The 15052-nt window shown below is 64.9% G+C and carries 16 protein-coding genes; 9 read left to right on the plus strand and 7 right to left on the minus strand.

Going from position 1 to position 15052, the window contains the following annotated elements; all coding sequences use genetic code 11:
• Positions 1-2 precede the first annotated feature (2 nt).
• Entirely contained in the window at positions 3-557 is a 555-nt protein-coding gene (locus P2G62_RS11115; RefSeq protein WP_275734970.1) for a hypothetical protein, read from the minus strand.
• 272 nt (positions 558-829) lie between these two features.
• On the opposite strand from P2G62_RS11115, the gene P2G62_RS11120 reads away from it, so the two are divergent.
• Positions 830-991, plus strand: a complete 162-nt coding sequence (locus P2G62_RS11120; protein ID WP_172975007.1) for a hypothetical protein — start codon at positions 830-832, stop codon at positions 989-991.
• Between the two features lie 2 nt (positions 992-993).
• On the opposite strand, the gene P2G62_RS11125 is transcribed toward P2G62_RS11120, so the two are convergent.
• From P2G62_RS11125 to P2G62_RS11150, 6 genes are all read right to left on the minus strand, one after another.
• Entirely contained in the window at positions 994-1587 is a 594-nt protein-coding gene (locus P2G62_RS11125; RefSeq protein ID WP_275734971.1) for a hypothetical protein, read from the minus strand.
• Entirely contained in the window at positions 1588-3360 is a 1773-nt protein-coding gene (locus P2G62_RS11130) for a phage terminase large subunit family protein (protein WP_275734972.1), read from the minus strand.
• Positions 3353-3850, minus strand: a complete 498-nt coding sequence (locus tag P2G62_RS11135) for a DNA packaging protein (RefSeq protein ID WP_275734973.1) — start codon at positions 3848-3850, stop codon at positions 3353-3355. Before P2G62_RS11135 ends, P2G62_RS11130 begins: the two co-directional genes overlap by 8 nt.
• A 324-nt stretch (positions 3851-4174) precedes the next feature.
• Complete coding sequence (locus P2G62_RS11140; protein WP_275734974.1) at positions 4175-6499, minus strand: phage/plasmid primase, P4 family; 2325 nt, start codon at positions 6497-6499, stop codon at positions 4175-4177.
• A gap of 101 nt (positions 6500-6600) precedes the next feature.
• Entirely contained in the window at positions 6601-6846 is a 246-nt protein-coding gene (locus P2G62_RS11145) for a hypothetical protein (RefSeq protein ID WP_275734975.1), read from the minus strand.
• A gap of 373 nt (positions 6847-7219) precedes the next feature.
• A complete protein-coding gene (locus P2G62_RS11150) occupies positions 7220-8128 on the minus strand; it encodes a LysR family transcriptional regulator (protein ID WP_275734976.1) in 909 nt (302 codons plus the stop codon).
• A 114-nt stretch (positions 8129-8242) separates the two neighbouring features.
• Between P2G62_RS11150 and P2G62_RS11155 the strand changes: the two genes are divergently transcribed.
• The 8 genes from P2G62_RS11155 to P2G62_RS11190 all read left to right on the plus strand — a co-directional run bounded on the left by P2G62_RS11155 (position 8243) and on the right by P2G62_RS11190 (position 15049).
• Positions 8243-8959 (plus strand): LamB/YcsF family protein, encoded by a 717-nt coding sequence (locus P2G62_RS11155; RefSeq protein ID WP_275734977.1) that lies wholly within the window; start codon positions 8243-8245, stop codon positions 8957-8959.
• A 36-nt stretch (positions 8960-8995) separates the two neighbouring features.
• Positions 8996-9229, plus strand: coding sequence for an acetyl-CoA carboxylase (locus P2G62_RS11160; protein WP_275734978.1), 234 nt, complete (start codon positions 8996-8998; stop codon positions 9227-9229).
• Complete coding sequence (locus tag P2G62_RS11165) at positions 9226-10602, plus strand: acetyl-CoA carboxylase biotin carboxylase subunit (protein WP_275735205.1); 1377 nt, start codon at positions 9226-9228, stop codon at positions 10600-10602. Before P2G62_RS11160 ends, P2G62_RS11165 begins: the two co-directional genes overlap by 4 nt.
• Positions 10603-10614: 12 nt before the next feature.
• Positions 10615-11490 (plus strand): carboxyltransferase domain-containing protein, encoded by an 876-nt coding sequence (locus P2G62_RS11170; RefSeq protein WP_275734979.1) that lies wholly within the window; start codon positions 10615-10617, stop codon positions 11488-11490.
• The gene (locus P2G62_RS11175; RefSeq protein WP_275734980.1) at positions 11480-12451 is read left to right on the plus strand and encodes a biotin-dependent carboxyltransferase family protein; all 972 of its coding nucleotides are present in this window, start codon (positions 11480-11482) and stop codon (positions 12449-12451) included. Before P2G62_RS11170 ends, P2G62_RS11175 begins: the two co-directional genes overlap by 11 nt.
• 203 nt (positions 12452-12654) lie before the next feature.
• Entirely contained in the window at positions 12655-13407 is a 753-nt protein-coding gene (locus tag P2G62_RS11180) for an ABC transporter ATP-binding protein (RefSeq protein WP_275734981.1), read from the plus strand.
• On the plus strand, positions 13404-14144 hold the full coding sequence (locus P2G62_RS11185) for an ABC transporter ATP-binding protein (RefSeq protein WP_275734982.1): 741 nt from the start codon (positions 13404-13406) through the stop codon (positions 14142-14144). Before P2G62_RS11180 ends, P2G62_RS11185 begins: the two co-directional genes overlap by 4 nt.
• Positions 14144-15049 carry a branched-chain amino acid ABC transporter permease gene (locus tag P2G62_RS11190; RefSeq protein ID WP_275734983.1) on the plus strand — a complete coding sequence of 302 codons (906 nt, stop codon included), beginning with the start codon at positions 14144-14146 and terminating at the stop codon, positions 15047-15049. The genes P2G62_RS11185 and P2G62_RS11190 overlap by 1 nt, the downstream gene beginning before the upstream one ends.
• The last annotated feature ends 3 nt before the right edge of the window (positions 15050-15052 follow it).

The raw sequence follows: 15052 nt of genomic DNA on the forward strand, positions 1-15052 counted from the left end.
GCTTAGTGCGCCTTCCCCATGCGGTCGATACGCGCCGCCAGCTCCGGGAAGAGCGGATCGACGGCCACCAGAAGACTCGCCAGCGGGACAGCATCGGCGGCAAGGGTCAGGCCCTCGCCAAGCTCGCCGTGGTCGCCATGCGAAAGAGCGGCGCGGCAATTGACGGTGCCGGAAGGCTTCTGTTGCCAAGCCACGTGCAAGGTGAAGCCGGGCGGTGTCTGGGGGGCCGTGGCGTATTCGCTCCACATCCATTCGGCGGGGCTCTCCGGCGGGTTCTCGCCCTCGCCCGGACGCCACGTCTGAAGGCGGGTCGCGGCGGCCTGCATGGCCTCTTTGGACAGCCCGCCAAGGTCCACCATACGGGACAGGACAGCGGCGGTCACAGCGTCGCCAGTCGAGAAAAGCAGCGTGCCCCGGCCATCGCTATCGGAGCGTTGGCGGGTGACGATGTAGCCCTTGGCGACGAAATTCTTGATGCGCAGGCGAGCAGAGTCAGGGGACAGGGCTTCGCTTGCGATGAGTTGCCCGAGCTGGGCGGCGGTAAAGGTCTGGGTCACGGAAACCTCCATAGGTTGCCCCGTGACCATGCTGCCGACTCGGTCGGAAGTCAAGGATTCGGTTTTTATGGAATCGGATGTTGTGGAATCAGAAATGACTTGCTACAGATGAGTCGTCGGTTTGGTTGATCGACGAGTGCCAGTGGCCGGGCGGGGTTGTCCTCCCCCGTTCGGCCACACAGAATTTGCCCGGTTAGCCGTCTCCGGGCAGATACGGGGGGCGCGGTAGTCCCATGCTAGTCAAGCGCCCCCCACTTTCCCAAGAGCTGCCAATGCCCACAAAGCGCCAAAAAGAGAAAGCCGAACGGAACGCCCAGCGTTTCATTCGGCTTGTCCTTCGCGGCTGGCGGGTGGAGACAATCGAGGAATTGCCCGAAGCCGCCCGCAAGTCGCTCATGCAGCAGGTGGAGTGGAAGCGGAATCGCTTCGATTGAAGTCAGTCGGCGCTTATCGTCCAGCCCATAGTATCGGCCATTGCAGACGGAATTACTTTGTCCAACATGGCGTCCATAATTAGGGACGCGCCCACGGCATAGAACGGCCCGTCAAACCTCCCATTAGATAGGCCAGCTTGCCGAAGGTATTCCATCATACCATCCAGATCGCTGTAGCACTGGACGACGCCCAACCAGTGAAACATTTCCGTTTGGCCTTGGCTTGGCTCGGCATAGGCCGCTTCCAGACGGCCCAAGGCCTTCAGGCAGCCCCCAATATCTCGGTTCAACGAAAAAAGCGCATATTCCTTGGAGTTTAGGGCTCGCGTCAGGCGTTCACCTTGCGCCCCCATTTCCTCAGTGATCCACTGCGTCTCAGACGGCGACAGGCGCGGGACACGGCTATCGAAGTTCTGCCAATAGCTCTTTAGGGCCGCGACATATTCCTTCCGCGTTTCGATAGAAACGTAGGGTTCACCCCCGAATGGAATAATTTGATAGATCGCGCTTTCGAGGTCTTTTGTCCCTGCCACCGTCGGCGCTGGATGCAACAGGAACCCCGCGACAGAGGTGATTAACGCAAAGTTCCGAAACATTTACTGCCCCTCAAGCCATTTACTTTTCGCCACGGTAGCGCGGCGCTTGGGCATTGTCACCGCCTGAACCTCTTCGGCGCGACGGTCCACGTTGGCGTTGACCAGATTGCGCACGGCCATTGCGTAGATCACGCAATCGAGGGACTCCGCCCGGCGGCCCGGGGTGCGTTCCCATTGCCGGATCGGCGCGCCCTTGCGGTAGTGGACCACCAGCCGTTCGGACGCCAACTCTTCATAGAAGCGCCCTTCCAGCGTGTCAGAGAAGCGGACAGAGCGGCCACGGGTCAGCCGGTTGATAAGCTGCCCCTTGAGCCCGTCCACGCCCACAATGAAGAGCCGCGCGCCCCGGGTGTCGCTGGCCTTGATCGCCTGCCGGTCGCCCGATGCACCCTTCACGGCATAGATGCGGCGGCCCATGCGCGGGCGGCAGAAGCCAAGCACGCGGTCCATCGTCACGCCGTCGCCCGCGTCGATGCCCGTGGCGTCCACCCGCAGGAAGCCGCCCTTGGGGTGCTTCCAGACGGTGCGTAGGGCGTCGTCCAGCTCGGCCCACACGTCGTCCGCCATCGGGTCGCCCCAGATGACGTCTTGAGCCAAGATGAAGACTTCATCCCGGCCCCAGCCCACGAAGACCATTTCCAGCCGGTCGCGCTGCACGTCCACGCCACAGGTGACAAAGAGCACGTCCCCCGGGATCGCATCGGGCAGCCCGAAAGGCTCGGCCCGGGCGGCCAGTGCCGCGTCGTCGATCTCTTCGGCAGCCTCACGCCAGCCTTGGCCCATGAGGGTGTTGGTCCAGACTTGCAGCTTGTCCGGGTGCGCCTTCGATTCAAGGAACTCTTGAGCGATCTTGCCCCAAGAGGCGTTCGCCAGCGTGGACACCAGCGCGTTGAGCCGGAAACCGGCGTGGCCCTCCACCTCGGGCCGCGTGATGCGCCAGCGCCCGGCGGCCACCATCGCAGGCTTGTGCCGCTCTTCGGTCACGGCCCCGCAGCTCGGGCAGACATAGGCGGCCTTCAGGGGCTCGCCCTCGGGCCATTGTATGTCTGCCCACGTGATTTCGTGGAAGTCGCCACAGTGCGGGCACGGGCACTCATACACACGGGAGTCGCTGTTGGCGTAGCTCCGCAGCACGTTGGACGTGGCCTCAAGCGTCGGGGTGCTGCCCAGCACGATCTTGCGGTTGGGGAAGCTCAAGGTGCGGCGCTCGGCCAGCGTGAGGGGCGAGCCCTCGGCCCCCGGCTCCATCGCGTCGGCTTCGTCGATCAGCAGGACGCGGACGTTGTGGCGGCGCAGGTTGCGGGGGCTCTTGGCGGCCACCACCTTGAGGCTGCCACCGGGGAAGCGGCGGGACAGCAGCGTGTTGCGCCCGGCTTCGTCGGTCTCGGCAGACATGAGCCCCTTCAGTTCCGGCGTGGCCGAGAAGATGGGTTCCAGATCGCTCACCACGTAGTCGCGGGCGTCCGCCTCGGTCGGCTGCAAGACCATGATCGGCGCGGGCTCATTGGCGATGTAGGCGGCCACGGTGCCCGAAAGCAGCGTGGTCAGCCCGACGCGCACCGGCTTCACCACGGTCACGCGCTCAATCAGCGGGTCAGAAATGGCTTCAGCGATGCCCCGTTGATACGGCCAGAGCGTGACGCGCCCCGGAGTGGCCGAGACGCCTTCAGGCAGCCGCATGGTGCCTTCGATCCAATCGGGCAGGCTCAGGCGCGGCGGCGGCTTCAGAGCGGCCATAGCGTTGCGGCGGGTTCGGGTCAGGGTGTCACTCATGTTCGGCCAGCTCCATCAGCACGTCGCGGACTTCGGCGTCCAGCGCGGCAAGGTCATGCGGGGTCAGGTGGCCGAGCTTGCCAGCGGCCCGGCTCGGCAGGGCGAGGAAGGCGGCGCGCACGTCCCGCAGGACGCCAGCCCATTCGCGTTCCACCTCGGCGGCGGCGATCAGCTCGCCACGGGCTCGGGCGTTCTGAAAGGCGAGCTTGTCCGCGTTCTCTTTTGCCAGCCGGAGCTTTTCGGCGGCCAGCTCGGCGTCGGCCCGGCGGCCAGTAGCTCCGGCGCGGGCGTGGTCGCAATAGGCTTTGACGGCGGCACGAAGCGGAAACCGCTTGTCGGCGTTCCGGGGGATTACGCCTTCCCGGGCGAGGGCCGAGACGCGGTTGGCGGTAAGGCCGAGCCATTCCGCCAACTCGCCAGCGGTCACGCCCTCGGGTTCCGGGCCACCCACCAGCGCGTCGATTTCTGCCATTTCAGTCTTGGGGATCATGCGGGCCTCTCGGGAAAGTTGGGAACGGCGGGAACGCCGGTAAATTCGGGAAAATCGGGTTTCCCATTTGAAATTTTTTCTGAAGCGGGAAGCATCGGGGCTCCGCGCCACCCGCGATTGCCATAGCTCAGGGGGGAACCGTGGGAACGGCGGGAAGCTCGGGAACGCGCCGCTTTACCGCCTGCCGTTACGGGCTGGTGTCCGCATAGTTGGGACAAGTGGGACATGTTTGCCGGTTCCCCTCTATGCGTGTGTGCGCGCCCGCGCGTAGGCGATAAACCGGAAGACTTGTCCCACTTGTCCCAATCGAGTGATTTCAATGACTTACACAAGCGCATCAAACTCGCCTCTCACTTGCTCGCGCAGTTTCAGCCCCATGTATCCGCGTCCACGAATCCCGCCCCGATTTTTGACGGCCTCAAATCCAGCCTTCTTGAGCTTCTCGGGGAAAGTCCGCTGCACCGAACCCGGGTCTTCCCGGTTGCGGTAAGCGTAGTCGCGCCACGAGTCGAAGAGGTCCGTCGTGAGGGTCGCCTTGCCCGGCACCAGTTCGCAGTCGTCTTCCAGCCAGCAGGCAAACGTATCTTCCCGAGCGAAGTAATCCCGCGTTGCGGCTTCCACGACAGCCGGACGCACCAGCCCGTTTTCCTGCCAGTCCAGCGCACCCCGGATCGCCCACGACAGAATCCCCGGCCACTCGGCTTTCAGCTTCTCGGGCAGGTGTTCGTCCTTCGCGGCGGGCGGGTGATCGAAAGGCAGGATCATGAAGCGGCGGCGGATCGCGGAGTCCACGTCGCTCAGACCGGGGGCGTTGTTGCCCACAATGGTCAGCTTGAACGCGGGGCGGAACTCGAAGCTATCCTGACGCATGAAGCGCGCCGTGATCGGGTCGCCACCCGTCAGCGCCTTGATACGGTTCTCAGCCCATTTCGAGCCCGCTTCCGTTTCACTGGCAACCGCCATGCGCGGCCCGTGGAGACGCGCCAGTTCTTCCGGGTGCGCCTCATGCCGTTGCGCCGTGAGAGTGGACGTTGCGACGTTGGCGGCATACTCGGCCATCAGATCATACAGCACCGAAACCGCCGTGGTCTTCCCAGAGCCGCCCGGCCCGTAGATGAAAAGCAGCACTTGTTCGCGGGTCTCGCCCGTGAGGTTGTATCCGGCCCATTGCTGGAAGAAACGGATCGCCGCCGCGTCGCCGCCAAGGGCTTGGTCAAGAAACGCCAGCCAACGCGGGCAGTCGCGTTCGGGATCGAAAGAATCGAGCGGAACGGGCGTGATTGCCGCCGCCTTCGACACGTAGTCTTCAGGCCGCCCCGGGCGAAGCTGCCCCGTCCGCAGGTCCACCACGCCGCCCGGAGTGCCGAGCAACATGGCGTCACTGTCCCAGCCCGAAGCCGAGAAAGCGAACTCGCGCACGGTGCGCGCGCCGCGTTCAATGGCTTCCCAGACGTTCACGTTCTTCAGCGCCTTGGCCTTCGGATCGCGGGCCGCCAGATCGGTGGAGACGGCGCGGGCGTAGTGTTTGGCGAGCTGGGTTTCCTCGCGTTGCCAGCGGTGCCCCATGAAACGGAACCACCGCCCGGCGTTGTGATCGAAGAGCAATTCCCCAACGTGCCTATCGGTGAAGGCGCGGATGACTCCATCTTGGTCAAGATCGAAGCCCGCCAGCTCATCCACAAATTCGGGCTCTTGGCCGTCGGGGTGTTGGTCAATCCAGATTTCATCGAAGTCGGCCATCAGGTCGTCGTCCACCACGTGCGCGGCCTTGGACACTTCGCGCCCATAGACATGCGTAAGAACTTCCGGGATTTCCCGCACACGCTCATACCATCGCGAGTCCCGCTCGGCCTCGGGCACCTCATTGAAAGCGGCGCGCAGCTTCTCGCCAACACGCAGCAACGGCTCGCCTTGAGCGGCCCAATGCCCCGCCAGCCGAATGGCCGAAACGTGGAAGTTCTCAGCGGTTCGGATCGCTTCAAGCGCGGCGGCTTCGTCCAGACGCTCGCCCGTCCCGCCGGTCCCGCCGATAGTCCCGGGCTTGCCCATCGCTCCGGCGTCCAGATCGTCGGCTTCGTCAAGATAGCGGCCATCGGCAAGGAAGGTCTGGACCGGCGGCCTGCCTTCCACCCCGCCCGCATAGTAGGATTGAGACAGCACGAAGGACTCGCCTGCCAGAGCCCCCTTCAGGACGCCGTTGACGCGCGCCAGAAGGCGATAGCGGTCTTTGGGCGGCATGGATTTGCTGAAGGGGCAGATGACGCGCCAGCGGGGCTTCTGGGGCGTGTGCGACGGCGTGGTGTAGATCAGCGCCGCAAGCCGGGCCGCTTCCAGAAGGTCGCGCGCCTCTTCAGGCTGCATTGTTCCGGCGTCGTGGTCGCCCTCCACGCCGTTCACGTGCTTCACGTTGTCGTTCGTCCGGTAGCAGCCCTTCGCGCTCTTGGCGTCCCCAAAGGTCGCCGCCTTGATCCACGGCAGCTTGTCTTTGCTCTTGGCGGTCTTGGCCTCAATTTGGGCGGCCAGCTTGCGGAGCGAACCGCGCACCTCTTTCTTCTCGAAGGCCCACTGGTTCGGGAAGTTGGTGAACGTCATGGGCCGGTCAAGGGGGCCTTGGTCTTCAACGGATTTCGGGTTATATTTGGTCTGCATCGTTCAGCCTTTCTTAGATGCCACGGCGCGGGGGTTCGCAGACCCTGCACGCCAAATTTCAGGTAGCCCGTCCCCGTAGCAGAGGGGGCGGGTTACTCATTTCAGGGGGTGACGCGCATACACGCGGCGATGTCGGTGAGAAGCCCCCGGGCGTTCTTCGCCACGCAGCTCGCGTGCGCCGTCGGGTTCAGGAAAGGTTCCGTGCGGGCTTCGCCTCGGTCCCCTTTCGCAGATGCCCAGAGCCATATCGTTTGACCTTGGCAGATGTTCTTTCCGCAGAGGATGCAGAAGCGGGCTTCATAGCCGTCATAGGGCGCGCTCTTGTCGCCTTTTACGAAAACACTCATGGGTTTTTCCTTTCGAGATTCCGAAAGGACGGGCCGAAATTGGTGGGACAAAAATCCTGAAAAACCTAATGAAATTATGGGAAGATTTAGTGTCCCACTTTCACATAAGTCATTGATTCAGGGTATTTTCTGCACTCCGGCTCTGGGCACCACTTACTCACCATAAGTTGCAAGTAATTCAATCAATCCCGTGGCATGTGTTCCTTCCCGGTGCACGTTTGAGCACATATGGGACTTGCTTTGAGGCACGTTGAACGCAGCAACTCAGGGCCGGGGCAGTCTTGCGCGATCGGCTGGCGGGGATCAGTCACGCGCGGCGGGCCGGGGCGGCGCGGAAAACTGGTAACGGGCCGTGCCGGATGGCCCCGGGCGATCAGTCGCCGCCGCCGCCAAGGGTGACCGACATGAAGCGCCGGAAAATCTCGGCGGCGGGTTTAAGCGGTTCAGCGCGCAGCCAGGCCAGCCCCACATCCATGCTGGGCACGTCATCGGCCACCCGGCGCGCCTCGAGCCGCTGCCCTTCCAGCGACCAGGGCCGATAGACCATGTCGGACAGGATCGTGATTCCCATGCCCCCCGCAACCATCGAGCGGACGGCCTCGACCGAGCTGGTCGAGAAGATCACATTGGGCTGCACCCCCACCCGTTCCCAGTAACGCCCTGCGGTGCGGCTGGCCTCGTCCACGGTCAGCATGACATAGGGTTCGCGCGCGATGTCGCGCAGGCTGACATGTTCGGCGGCGCAGAACGGGTGATCGGTTGGCATCCACAACCGCCGCTGCGAACGCACCAGAACCTCATGCGCCAGATCGGTGTGATTGCCGATGTTGGACACCAGCATCACGGCCAGATCGAACTCGCCGCCGATCACCCCGGCTTCGACCGCGGCGCGCGGGACTTCGTGCAGATCAAGCGTGATGCGCGGATAGGCCCGGCGAAACCGGGCCAGATAGCGCGGCATGAAATAGCCCGCGACGGTATAGGTCGTGGCCAGCCGCAGATGGCCGCTTTCCTTGCGCTCGGTGCCCAGCGGGCTGCGCACGGCGTCCTCGACCGCGGCCAGAATCCCGCGCGCATGGTTCAGGAATCGCGCCCCCTCGATCGTCAGCGTGACGCCGCCATGGCCGCGTTCGAACAGCCGCACGTTCAATTGCGTTTCCAAAGATTGCACAGCGGATGTCACTGCGGACTGGGAAATGTTCATTTCCATAGCAGCCTGGCTCACCTGCCCGGTTTCGGCCGCGGCCACGAAATAGCGGATTTGCTTGAATGTCAAGGACATAGGGGGCTTTCTTCGCAATATCTGTTTTTTCGATATTTTTATGTAAAATTTAGTATTTCACAACGCTTCACCTTTCGCTCCACCCTCGGGCGCAGGGAATTTTGGAGTAGACAGATGCGCGTGACACTCAACTGCGACATGGGCGAAAGCTTCGGCCTTTACCGGATGGGGGACGATCACGGCATGATGCCGCTGATCGACGTGGCCAATGTCGCCTGCGGGTTTCACGGCTCTGATCCCGACCATATGCGCGCCACCGTCAAGCTGGCGAAACAGCATGGGGTGAAGGTGGGCGCGCATCCCTCGCTGCCCGATCTGCAGGGCTTCGGGCGGCGCGAGATGAAGATGGGCCGCGAGGAAATGGCCAATTGCATCATCTATCAGATCGGCGCCCTGCAGGGGTTTCTGCGCGCCGAGGGGATGGAACTGCATCATATCAAGCCGCATGGCAGCCTGTATGGCATGGCCGCCCGGCAAGAGGCGATCGCCCATGCGGTCTGCGATGCCGCCGATGTCTTCCGGGTGCCGCTGTTTGGCATGACCGGCACGCTGCATGAAGAAATCTATGCCCTGCGCGGGCACAGTTTCATCCCGGAATTTTATTGCGATCTGGATTACCGGCCCGATGGCTCGCTCATCGTGACGCGCGAGCACGAGGCCAAGGACCCCGCCGAAATGGCCGCGCGCTGTGTGCGGGCGATCCGTGAAAATCTGGGCACGGCGACCGACGGGTCGACCTTCCCGACCCGCTGCGAAACCATCTGCGTGCATTCCGACACGCCCAATGCCGTCGACATCGCCCGCGCCGTGCGTGCGGTGGTGGCCGAATAAACCGTCTGACCTGACCCCAGCGAACGGAGAGCTGCAATGCCCCAGATCCTGTCCCCCCTGCCCGGAACCTTCTATCGCGCGGCCTCGCCCGACCAACCGCCCTACAAGGCCGATGGCGATGCGGTGGCCGTGGGCGATGTGATCGGGCTGATCGAGGTGATGAAATCCTTCCACGAGGTCACCTCCGAAGTGGCGGGCAGCAACATCCGCTTCGCGGTCGAGAACGAGGAACCCGTGATGGCGGGCGCACCCTTGGCGGATCTCGACTGATGCTGAAGAAACTTCTGATCGCGAACCGGGGCGAGATTGCCGTGCGGATCATCCGCGCGGCCCGCGATCTGGGGATTGCGACGGTGGCGGTCCATTCCGCCGCCGATGCCGAGGCGCTGCATGTGCAACTGGCCGATGAGGCGGTGAACATCGGGCCGCCGGCGGCGAAGAAATCCTATCTCAACATGCAGGCGATCCTGCAGGCCGCGGCCGATACCGGCTGCGACAGTATCCACCCGGGCTATGGCTTTCTGGCCGAGAATGCGGACTTCGCCGATGCGGTGGCGGCGGCGGGGCTGGTGTTCGTCGGGCCGTCGGGCGATGCGATCCGGCTGATGGGCGACAAGGTTTCCGCGCGCTCGGCCGCGCATGCGGCGGGGGTTCCGGTGGTGCCGGGCTCGACCGGGCGCGTGGCCGGGATCGAGGCGGCGCGCCATGTGCTGATCGACGCAGGATTTCCGGTGATGATCAAGGCGGCGGCGGGCGGTGGCGGGCGCGGCATCCGCATCGCGCAGAACCTGTCCGAATTCGAAGCCGCCTTCCCGCAGGCCGAGGCCGAGGCGCTGGCTGCCTTTGGCGATGGCGGTCTGTATATGGAGCGGGTGATCGGCCAGGCGCGCCATATCGAGGTGCAGATCCTGGGCGATGGCAGCGATGCGATCCATCTGTGCGAGCGCGAATGTTCGCTGCAGCGCCGCCGCCAGAAGGTCTGGGAAGAGGCGCCCTCGGCTGCGCTGTCGGACAAGCTGCGCGATCAGCTGTGCGCCTCGGCGGTCGCGCTGGCGCGGGCGGTGGGCTATTCCGGCGCGGGCACGGTTGAATACCTGTATGACGATGCGGCCGATCAGTTCTATTTCATCGAGATGAACACCCGCATTCAGGTGGAACATCCGGTGACCGAGATGATCACCGGCGTCGATCTGGTGGCCGAGGGGCTGCGCATCGCGGGCGGCGAGGCCCTGCGCCTGACGCAGCGCGACATCACCGCGCGCGGCCACGCGATCGAGGTGCGGATCAATGCCGAAGACCCCGCGCGCGATTTCGCGCCCTTCCCGGGGGTGGTGGGCGCGCTGCGGGTGCCGAGCGGGCCGGGGGTGCGGTTCGATTCCATGCTCTATCCCGGCTATCAGGTGCCGCCCTTCTATGACTCGCTGCTGGCCAAGCTGATCGTGCATGCCGAAACCCGCGAAGCGGCGATCACCCGGTTGCAGCGCGCGCTGTCGGAGCTGCGCATCGAGGGCATGAAAACCACCAAACCGCTGTTTCAGGCGCTGGCCTCCGATCCGGCCGTGCAGGCGGGCGCCGTTCACACCCGCTGGCTGGAAGGCTGGCTGACCGAAAACGCAAGCCGCCTTGGCGCGGCGGAAAGCTGAAAGGAAACAGGGATGTCGATACGTTTCAGTTACGGCGGCGACGAGCATATCTTCGGAGAGGTTTCCGAAGCGATGTCGCTGGCCTCGTTCTTCACCGGCCTGTCGATGATCAACGCGGTGCGCGCGGCGCAGATCCCGGGCGTGATCGAGACCTGCCCCGCGAATGCCAGCTTTCAGGTCAAGTTCGATCCCGACCGCATCAGCCCCGCCGATCTGCTGGCCGAGCTGAAAAGCTTTGAGGTGGAGGCCGCGAAATCCGACCAGACGCTGGCCACGCGGATCATCGAACTGCCGGTCTATTTCCAGGACCCCTGGACCCACGAGGTCGAGATGCGCTTCCGCGAGCGGCATCAGGACCCGAACGCCACCGATCTGGAATATTCCGCGCGGATCAACGGCTATGCCACGATCGAGGAATTCGTGGCCGCCTATGCCGGGCAGCCGTGGTTCGTGTCGATGGTGGGCTTCGTGGCGGGCCTGCCGTTCCTGTATCAGCTGGTCGAGCAGAAAAAACAGATCCAGGCGCCGAAATACCTGCGCCCGCGGACCGATACGCCCAAGCTGACGGTGGGCCATGGCGGCTGTTTCTCGGCGATCTATTCGGTGCGCGGTGCGGGCGGTTATCAGATGTATGGCGTGACGCCCGCCCCGATCTACGACCCGACCCGGCAGGTGCGCTATCTGAGCGAGGAGATGTGCCTGTTCAAGCCCGGCGACATCGTCAAATACCGGCCCCAGACCCGCGACGAATACGACGCCACGCTGGAACAGATCGCCGCGAACGCCTGGGAGCCGACGATCCGCGCCTGTGACTTCAGCCTGACCGACTTCAACCGCGACATGGCCGGCACCAATGCCCGCCTGATGGAGGCTCTCAATGGCAATTAAGGTCATCTCGCCGGGGCTTTCGACCTCTGTTCAGGATCTGGGCCGTCCGGGCTATTACCACCTCGGCATTCCCGAAGGCGGCGGCATGGACCGCTTCGCGACGATGGTCGCCAACCTGCTGGTGGGCAACCACGAGGGCGCGGCGGTGCTGGAAGCGACATTCATGGGGCCGGAACTGGAATTTACCCAGGATGCCGTGGTCGCCGTCACCGGCGGCGATCTGCCGCCCAAGGTCAACGGGGTCGAGCAACCGACCTGGGAAAGCTTTGCGGTGAAGGCGGGCGACCGACTGAGCTTCGGTTTTCTCAAGGGCGGCGCGCGGGCCTATATCGCGGTCTCGGGCGGGATCGACGTGCCGGTCGTTCTGGGCTCGCGCTCGACCTATGTGCTGGGCGCGCTTGGCGGGTATCAGGGTCGGGTGCTGAAGGCGGGGGACGCATTGCCGGTCGGGCAGGGCGCGGGCGTGGCGGGCCGGTCGCTGCCGGCAGACCTGCGCCGCGTGCAGCCCGCGGCGATCGAGCTGCGGATGCTGCCGGGGCTTTACTGGCACCGCATCACCGAGGCCGCGGGCAAGCGCTTCTTCGAAGACACCTGGAAGGTCGCCCCCGAGGCGGACCGCATCGGCTATCGCTTCCGCGGGGGGCATCCGCTGGAATTCGTGGCGCGCGAGCAACCCTTCGGTGCGGGGTCGGACCCGTCGAACATCGTCGATGCCTGCTATCCCTATGGCTCGATCCAGGTGCCTTCAGGGACCGAACCGATCGTGCTGCATCGCGATGCGGTCTCGGGCGGCGGCTACATGATGCTGGGCGTGGTGATTTCGGCCGATATGGACCGGATCGCGCAGCTGCAGCCGCACACGCCCGCGCAGTTTGTCCCGGTGACGATGGATCAGGCGCTGGCCGCGCGGGCCGACAACCGCGCGCTGTTCGACCGGGCGCGCGCGCATCTGGCGGGCTAGGGGGCAGGCGGGGGTGCGCACAGGGTCAAACTGCTGCGCGCCCTCAGACAAGACAGGCCCCGCTGCCCGCGCGAGGCTCTGACGATCGGACGGCCCGAAAAGAGGTCGCCGCACACAGGGAGGGACGGCCATAGCCCGAAAGCACCGCTTTCGGGACCGGGCGCCCCTTTGTCCTATGACTTGAGACGGATGGGAGAGGCGGCATGGGCCAACTCGAAGCTGACAACATATCGGTGGCCTTCGCGGGGCTGAAGGCGCTGTCGGACGTGCGCCTGAGTGTGACGCCGGGCCATATTACCGGGCTGATCGGCCCGAACGGCGCGGGCAAGACGACGCTGGTCAATGTGCTGACCGGGTTTCAGGCGCCGACCGCAGGGGCGGTCCGGCTGGACGGGCACAGCCTGGCCGGGTTGCAGCCGCATCAGGTCCGCCGCCGCGGCATCGCGCGCACCTTTCAGGGCGGGCGGCTGTTTCGCGATCTGCCGGTGATCGACAATCTGGAGGTGACGGGCGTCGGGCTTGGCCAGTCGCGCCGCGCCGCAATCGCCGAGGCGCAGGCGATGCTGGACTGGATGGGCATTGCGCCCCTGGCCGATCAGATCGCGGGCACGCTGCCCTATACCGACGAACGCCGCGTGGCGATCGGGCGGGCGCTGATGGGGCGGCCCGGCTACATTCTGCTGGACGAACCCGCCGCGGGCATGAGCGCCCCCGAGGCCGCCGAACTGGCCGCCCTGATCCGCCGCATCGCGCGCGATCTGAACTGCGGCGTGCTGCTGATCGAACATAACGTCGGGCTGGTGCTGGAAACCTGCGATCATATCGTCGTGCTGGATTCCGGCGCGGTGATCGAGGATGGACCGCCCGCCCAGATCCGCGCCTCGGAAACCGTGCGCCACGCCTATATGGGCACCGCCGCCGACAGTGCGCTGCCGGTGCTGGAGGTGATGGAATGAGCCTGCTTGCGGTTTCCGATGTCACCATCCGCTATGGCCGCCTGACCGCCGTGCGCGAGGTCGCCTTCACCCTGGCCGAGGGCGAGATCCTGTTCATCACCGGGCCGAACGGCGCGGGCAAATCGTCCTTGATGCGGGCGATCGCCGGGGTGACGCCACCCGCCGGTGGGCGCATCGACTTCGGCGGCGCCGAGATCACCGGCCGCGCGCCCGAAGACATCGCCCGCATGGGCCTGTCGATGGTCCCCGAGGGCCGCGATGTGTTCGGATCGCTCAGCATCGAGGAAAACCTGATCGTCGGCACCGGCATGCATACGCGTGAACGCGGCTGGCGCGCGCGGGCGGCCAGCGTACTGGAAGAGGTGTATGACACCTTCCCGATCCTGAAAGAGCGCCGCCATTCTCAGGCGGGGCTGTTGTCGGGCGGGCAGCAGCAGATGCTGGTGATCGGGCGCGCGCTGATGACCAACCCGCGGCTGATCGCGATTGACGAGCCCTCGCTGGGGCTCGCGCCCAATATCACCGATCAGGTCTACGAACGGCTGATCGGCCTGCGCCGGCATCGCAAGCTGACCCTGCTGATCGTCGAGCAAAGCTCGACCCGGGCGATGATGGTCGGCGGGCGGATGATCCTGATGCGCGGCGGGCAGATCCTGCTGGATGGCGACGCGCAGGCGATGGGCCAGAGCGAGGCCCTGCAGGCGGCCTATTTCGGATATGCGGAAGGAGAGCACTGATGTTGCAGGTTTTGTTCGATGCGCTCAGCCTCGGTTCGCTTTATGCGCTTGGCGCCTTGGGGATCGCGCTGATCTTCGGGGTGATGCGGCTGGTCAACTTCGCGCATGGCGATGTGATCGCCTTTGCGGTCTTTGCGCTGTTGTGGCCTTCGGTCGATGCGGTGGCCATCGTGTTTGCGGGCAAGATGCCGTGGTTCCTGCTGATCCCGTTCATTCTGGCGGTGGGGGCGGGGCTGTCGGTGCTGTCCGAGGTGGTGGTGTTCCGCCGCTTCCGCCACGCCAGCCCCGCGACGATGATGATCGCCTCTTTCGCGCTTGGCTTCGTGATCCGCTATTTCCTGCTGATGCTGTTTTCCAGCCGGCCGAAGTCGATCTCGCTCTTGCCCGCGCTCAGCCAACCGGTCGAGGTGCTGGGCGCGCGGATGCCGCTGCTGCAGCTGATTACCATCGTCGCGACGCTGGTGATGCTGACGGGCCTGTCGGTCTTTGTGCGCCGCACCCGCTTCGGGCTGGAGATGCGCGCCGCGGCCGAGAATTTCACCATGGCGCGGATGCTGGGGGTGCGGGCGAACCGCGTCATCATGGGCGCCTTCGCGCTGTCGGGGGCGCTGGCGGGCGCCATCGCCATCATCCTGGGCAGCCAGACCGGCACCGTCGACATCCAGATGGGCGGTGCGGTGATGCTGATGGCCTTCATCGCCACGGTGATCGGCGGGCTTGGCAGTCTGGAAGGCGCGGTTCTGGCGGGGTTCCTGATCGGGGCGGCCTCGGTCGTGATGCAGACCGTGCTGCCCCCCGAGGCGCGCCCCTTCCGCGATGCCTTCGTCTACGGGGCGGTGATCCTCGTGCTTTTGTTCCGCCCGCAGGGGCTGATTGCCGCGCGCGGCACCAAGGAAAGGGTCTGAGCC

Source organism: Paenirhodobacter sp. CAU 1674, assembly GCF_029222945.1.
Taxonomy (GTDB): Bacteria; Pseudomonadota; Alphaproteobacteria; order Rhodobacterales; family Rhodobacteraceae; genus Rhodobacter.

Excerpts from the sequence above, each read along its gene's own strand:
- P2G62_RS11125 (WP_275734971.1), bottom strand. The coding sequence starts at position 1,587 with ATGTTTCGGAACTTTGCGTTAATCACCTCTGTCGCGGGGTTCCTGTTG.
- P2G62_RS11145 (WP_275734975.1), bottom strand. The coding sequence starts at position 6,846 with ATGAGTGTTTTCGTAAAAGGCGACAAGAGCGCGCCCTATGACGGCTAT.
- P2G62_RS11180 (WP_275734981.1), top strand. The coding sequence starts at position 12,655 with ATGGGCCAACTCGAAGCTGACAACATATCGGTGGCCTTCGCGGGGCTG.
- P2G62_RS11160 (WP_275734978.1), top strand. The coding sequence starts at position 8,996 with ATGCCCCAGATCCTGTCCCCCCTGCCCGGAACCTTCTATCGCGCGGCC.
- P2G62_RS11170 (WP_275734979.1), top strand. The coding sequence starts at position 10,615 with ATGTCGATACGTTTCAGTTACGGCGGCGACGAGCATATCTTCGGAGAG.
- P2G62_RS11120 (WP_172975007.1), top strand. The coding sequence starts at position 830 with ATGCCCACAAAGCGCCAAAAAGAGAAAGCCGAACGGAACGCCCAGCGT.
- P2G62_RS11185 (WP_275734982.1), top strand. The coding sequence starts at position 13,404 with ATGAGCCTGCTTGCGGTTTCCGATGTCACCATCCGCTATGGCCGCCTG.
- P2G62_RS11175 (WP_275734980.1), top strand. The coding sequence starts at position 11,480 with ATGGCAATTAAGGTCATCTCGCCGGGGCTTTCGACCTCTGTTCAGGAT.
- P2G62_RS11140 (WP_275734974.1), bottom strand. The coding sequence starts at position 6,499 with ATGCAGACCAAATATAACCCGAAATCCGTTGAAGACCAAGGCCCCCTT.
- P2G62_RS11130 (WP_275734972.1), bottom strand. The coding sequence starts at position 3,360 with ATGAGTGACACCCTGACCCGAACCCGCCGCAACGCTATGGCCGCTCTG.
- P2G62_RS11150 (WP_275734976.1), bottom strand. The coding sequence starts at position 8,128 with ATGTCCTTGACATTCAAGCAAATCCGCTATTTCGTGGCCGCGGCCGAA.
- P2G62_RS11190 (WP_275734983.1), top strand. The coding sequence starts at position 14,144 with ATGTTGCAGGTTTTGTTCGATGCGCTCAGCCTCGGTTCGCTTTATGCG.
- P2G62_RS11135 (WP_275734973.1), bottom strand. The coding sequence starts at position 3,850 with ATGATCCCCAAGACTGAAATGGCAGAAATCGACGCGCTGGTGGGTGGC.
- P2G62_RS11155 (WP_275734977.1), top strand. The coding sequence starts at position 8,243 with ATGCGCGTGACACTCAACTGCGACATGGGCGAAAGCTTCGGCCTTTAC.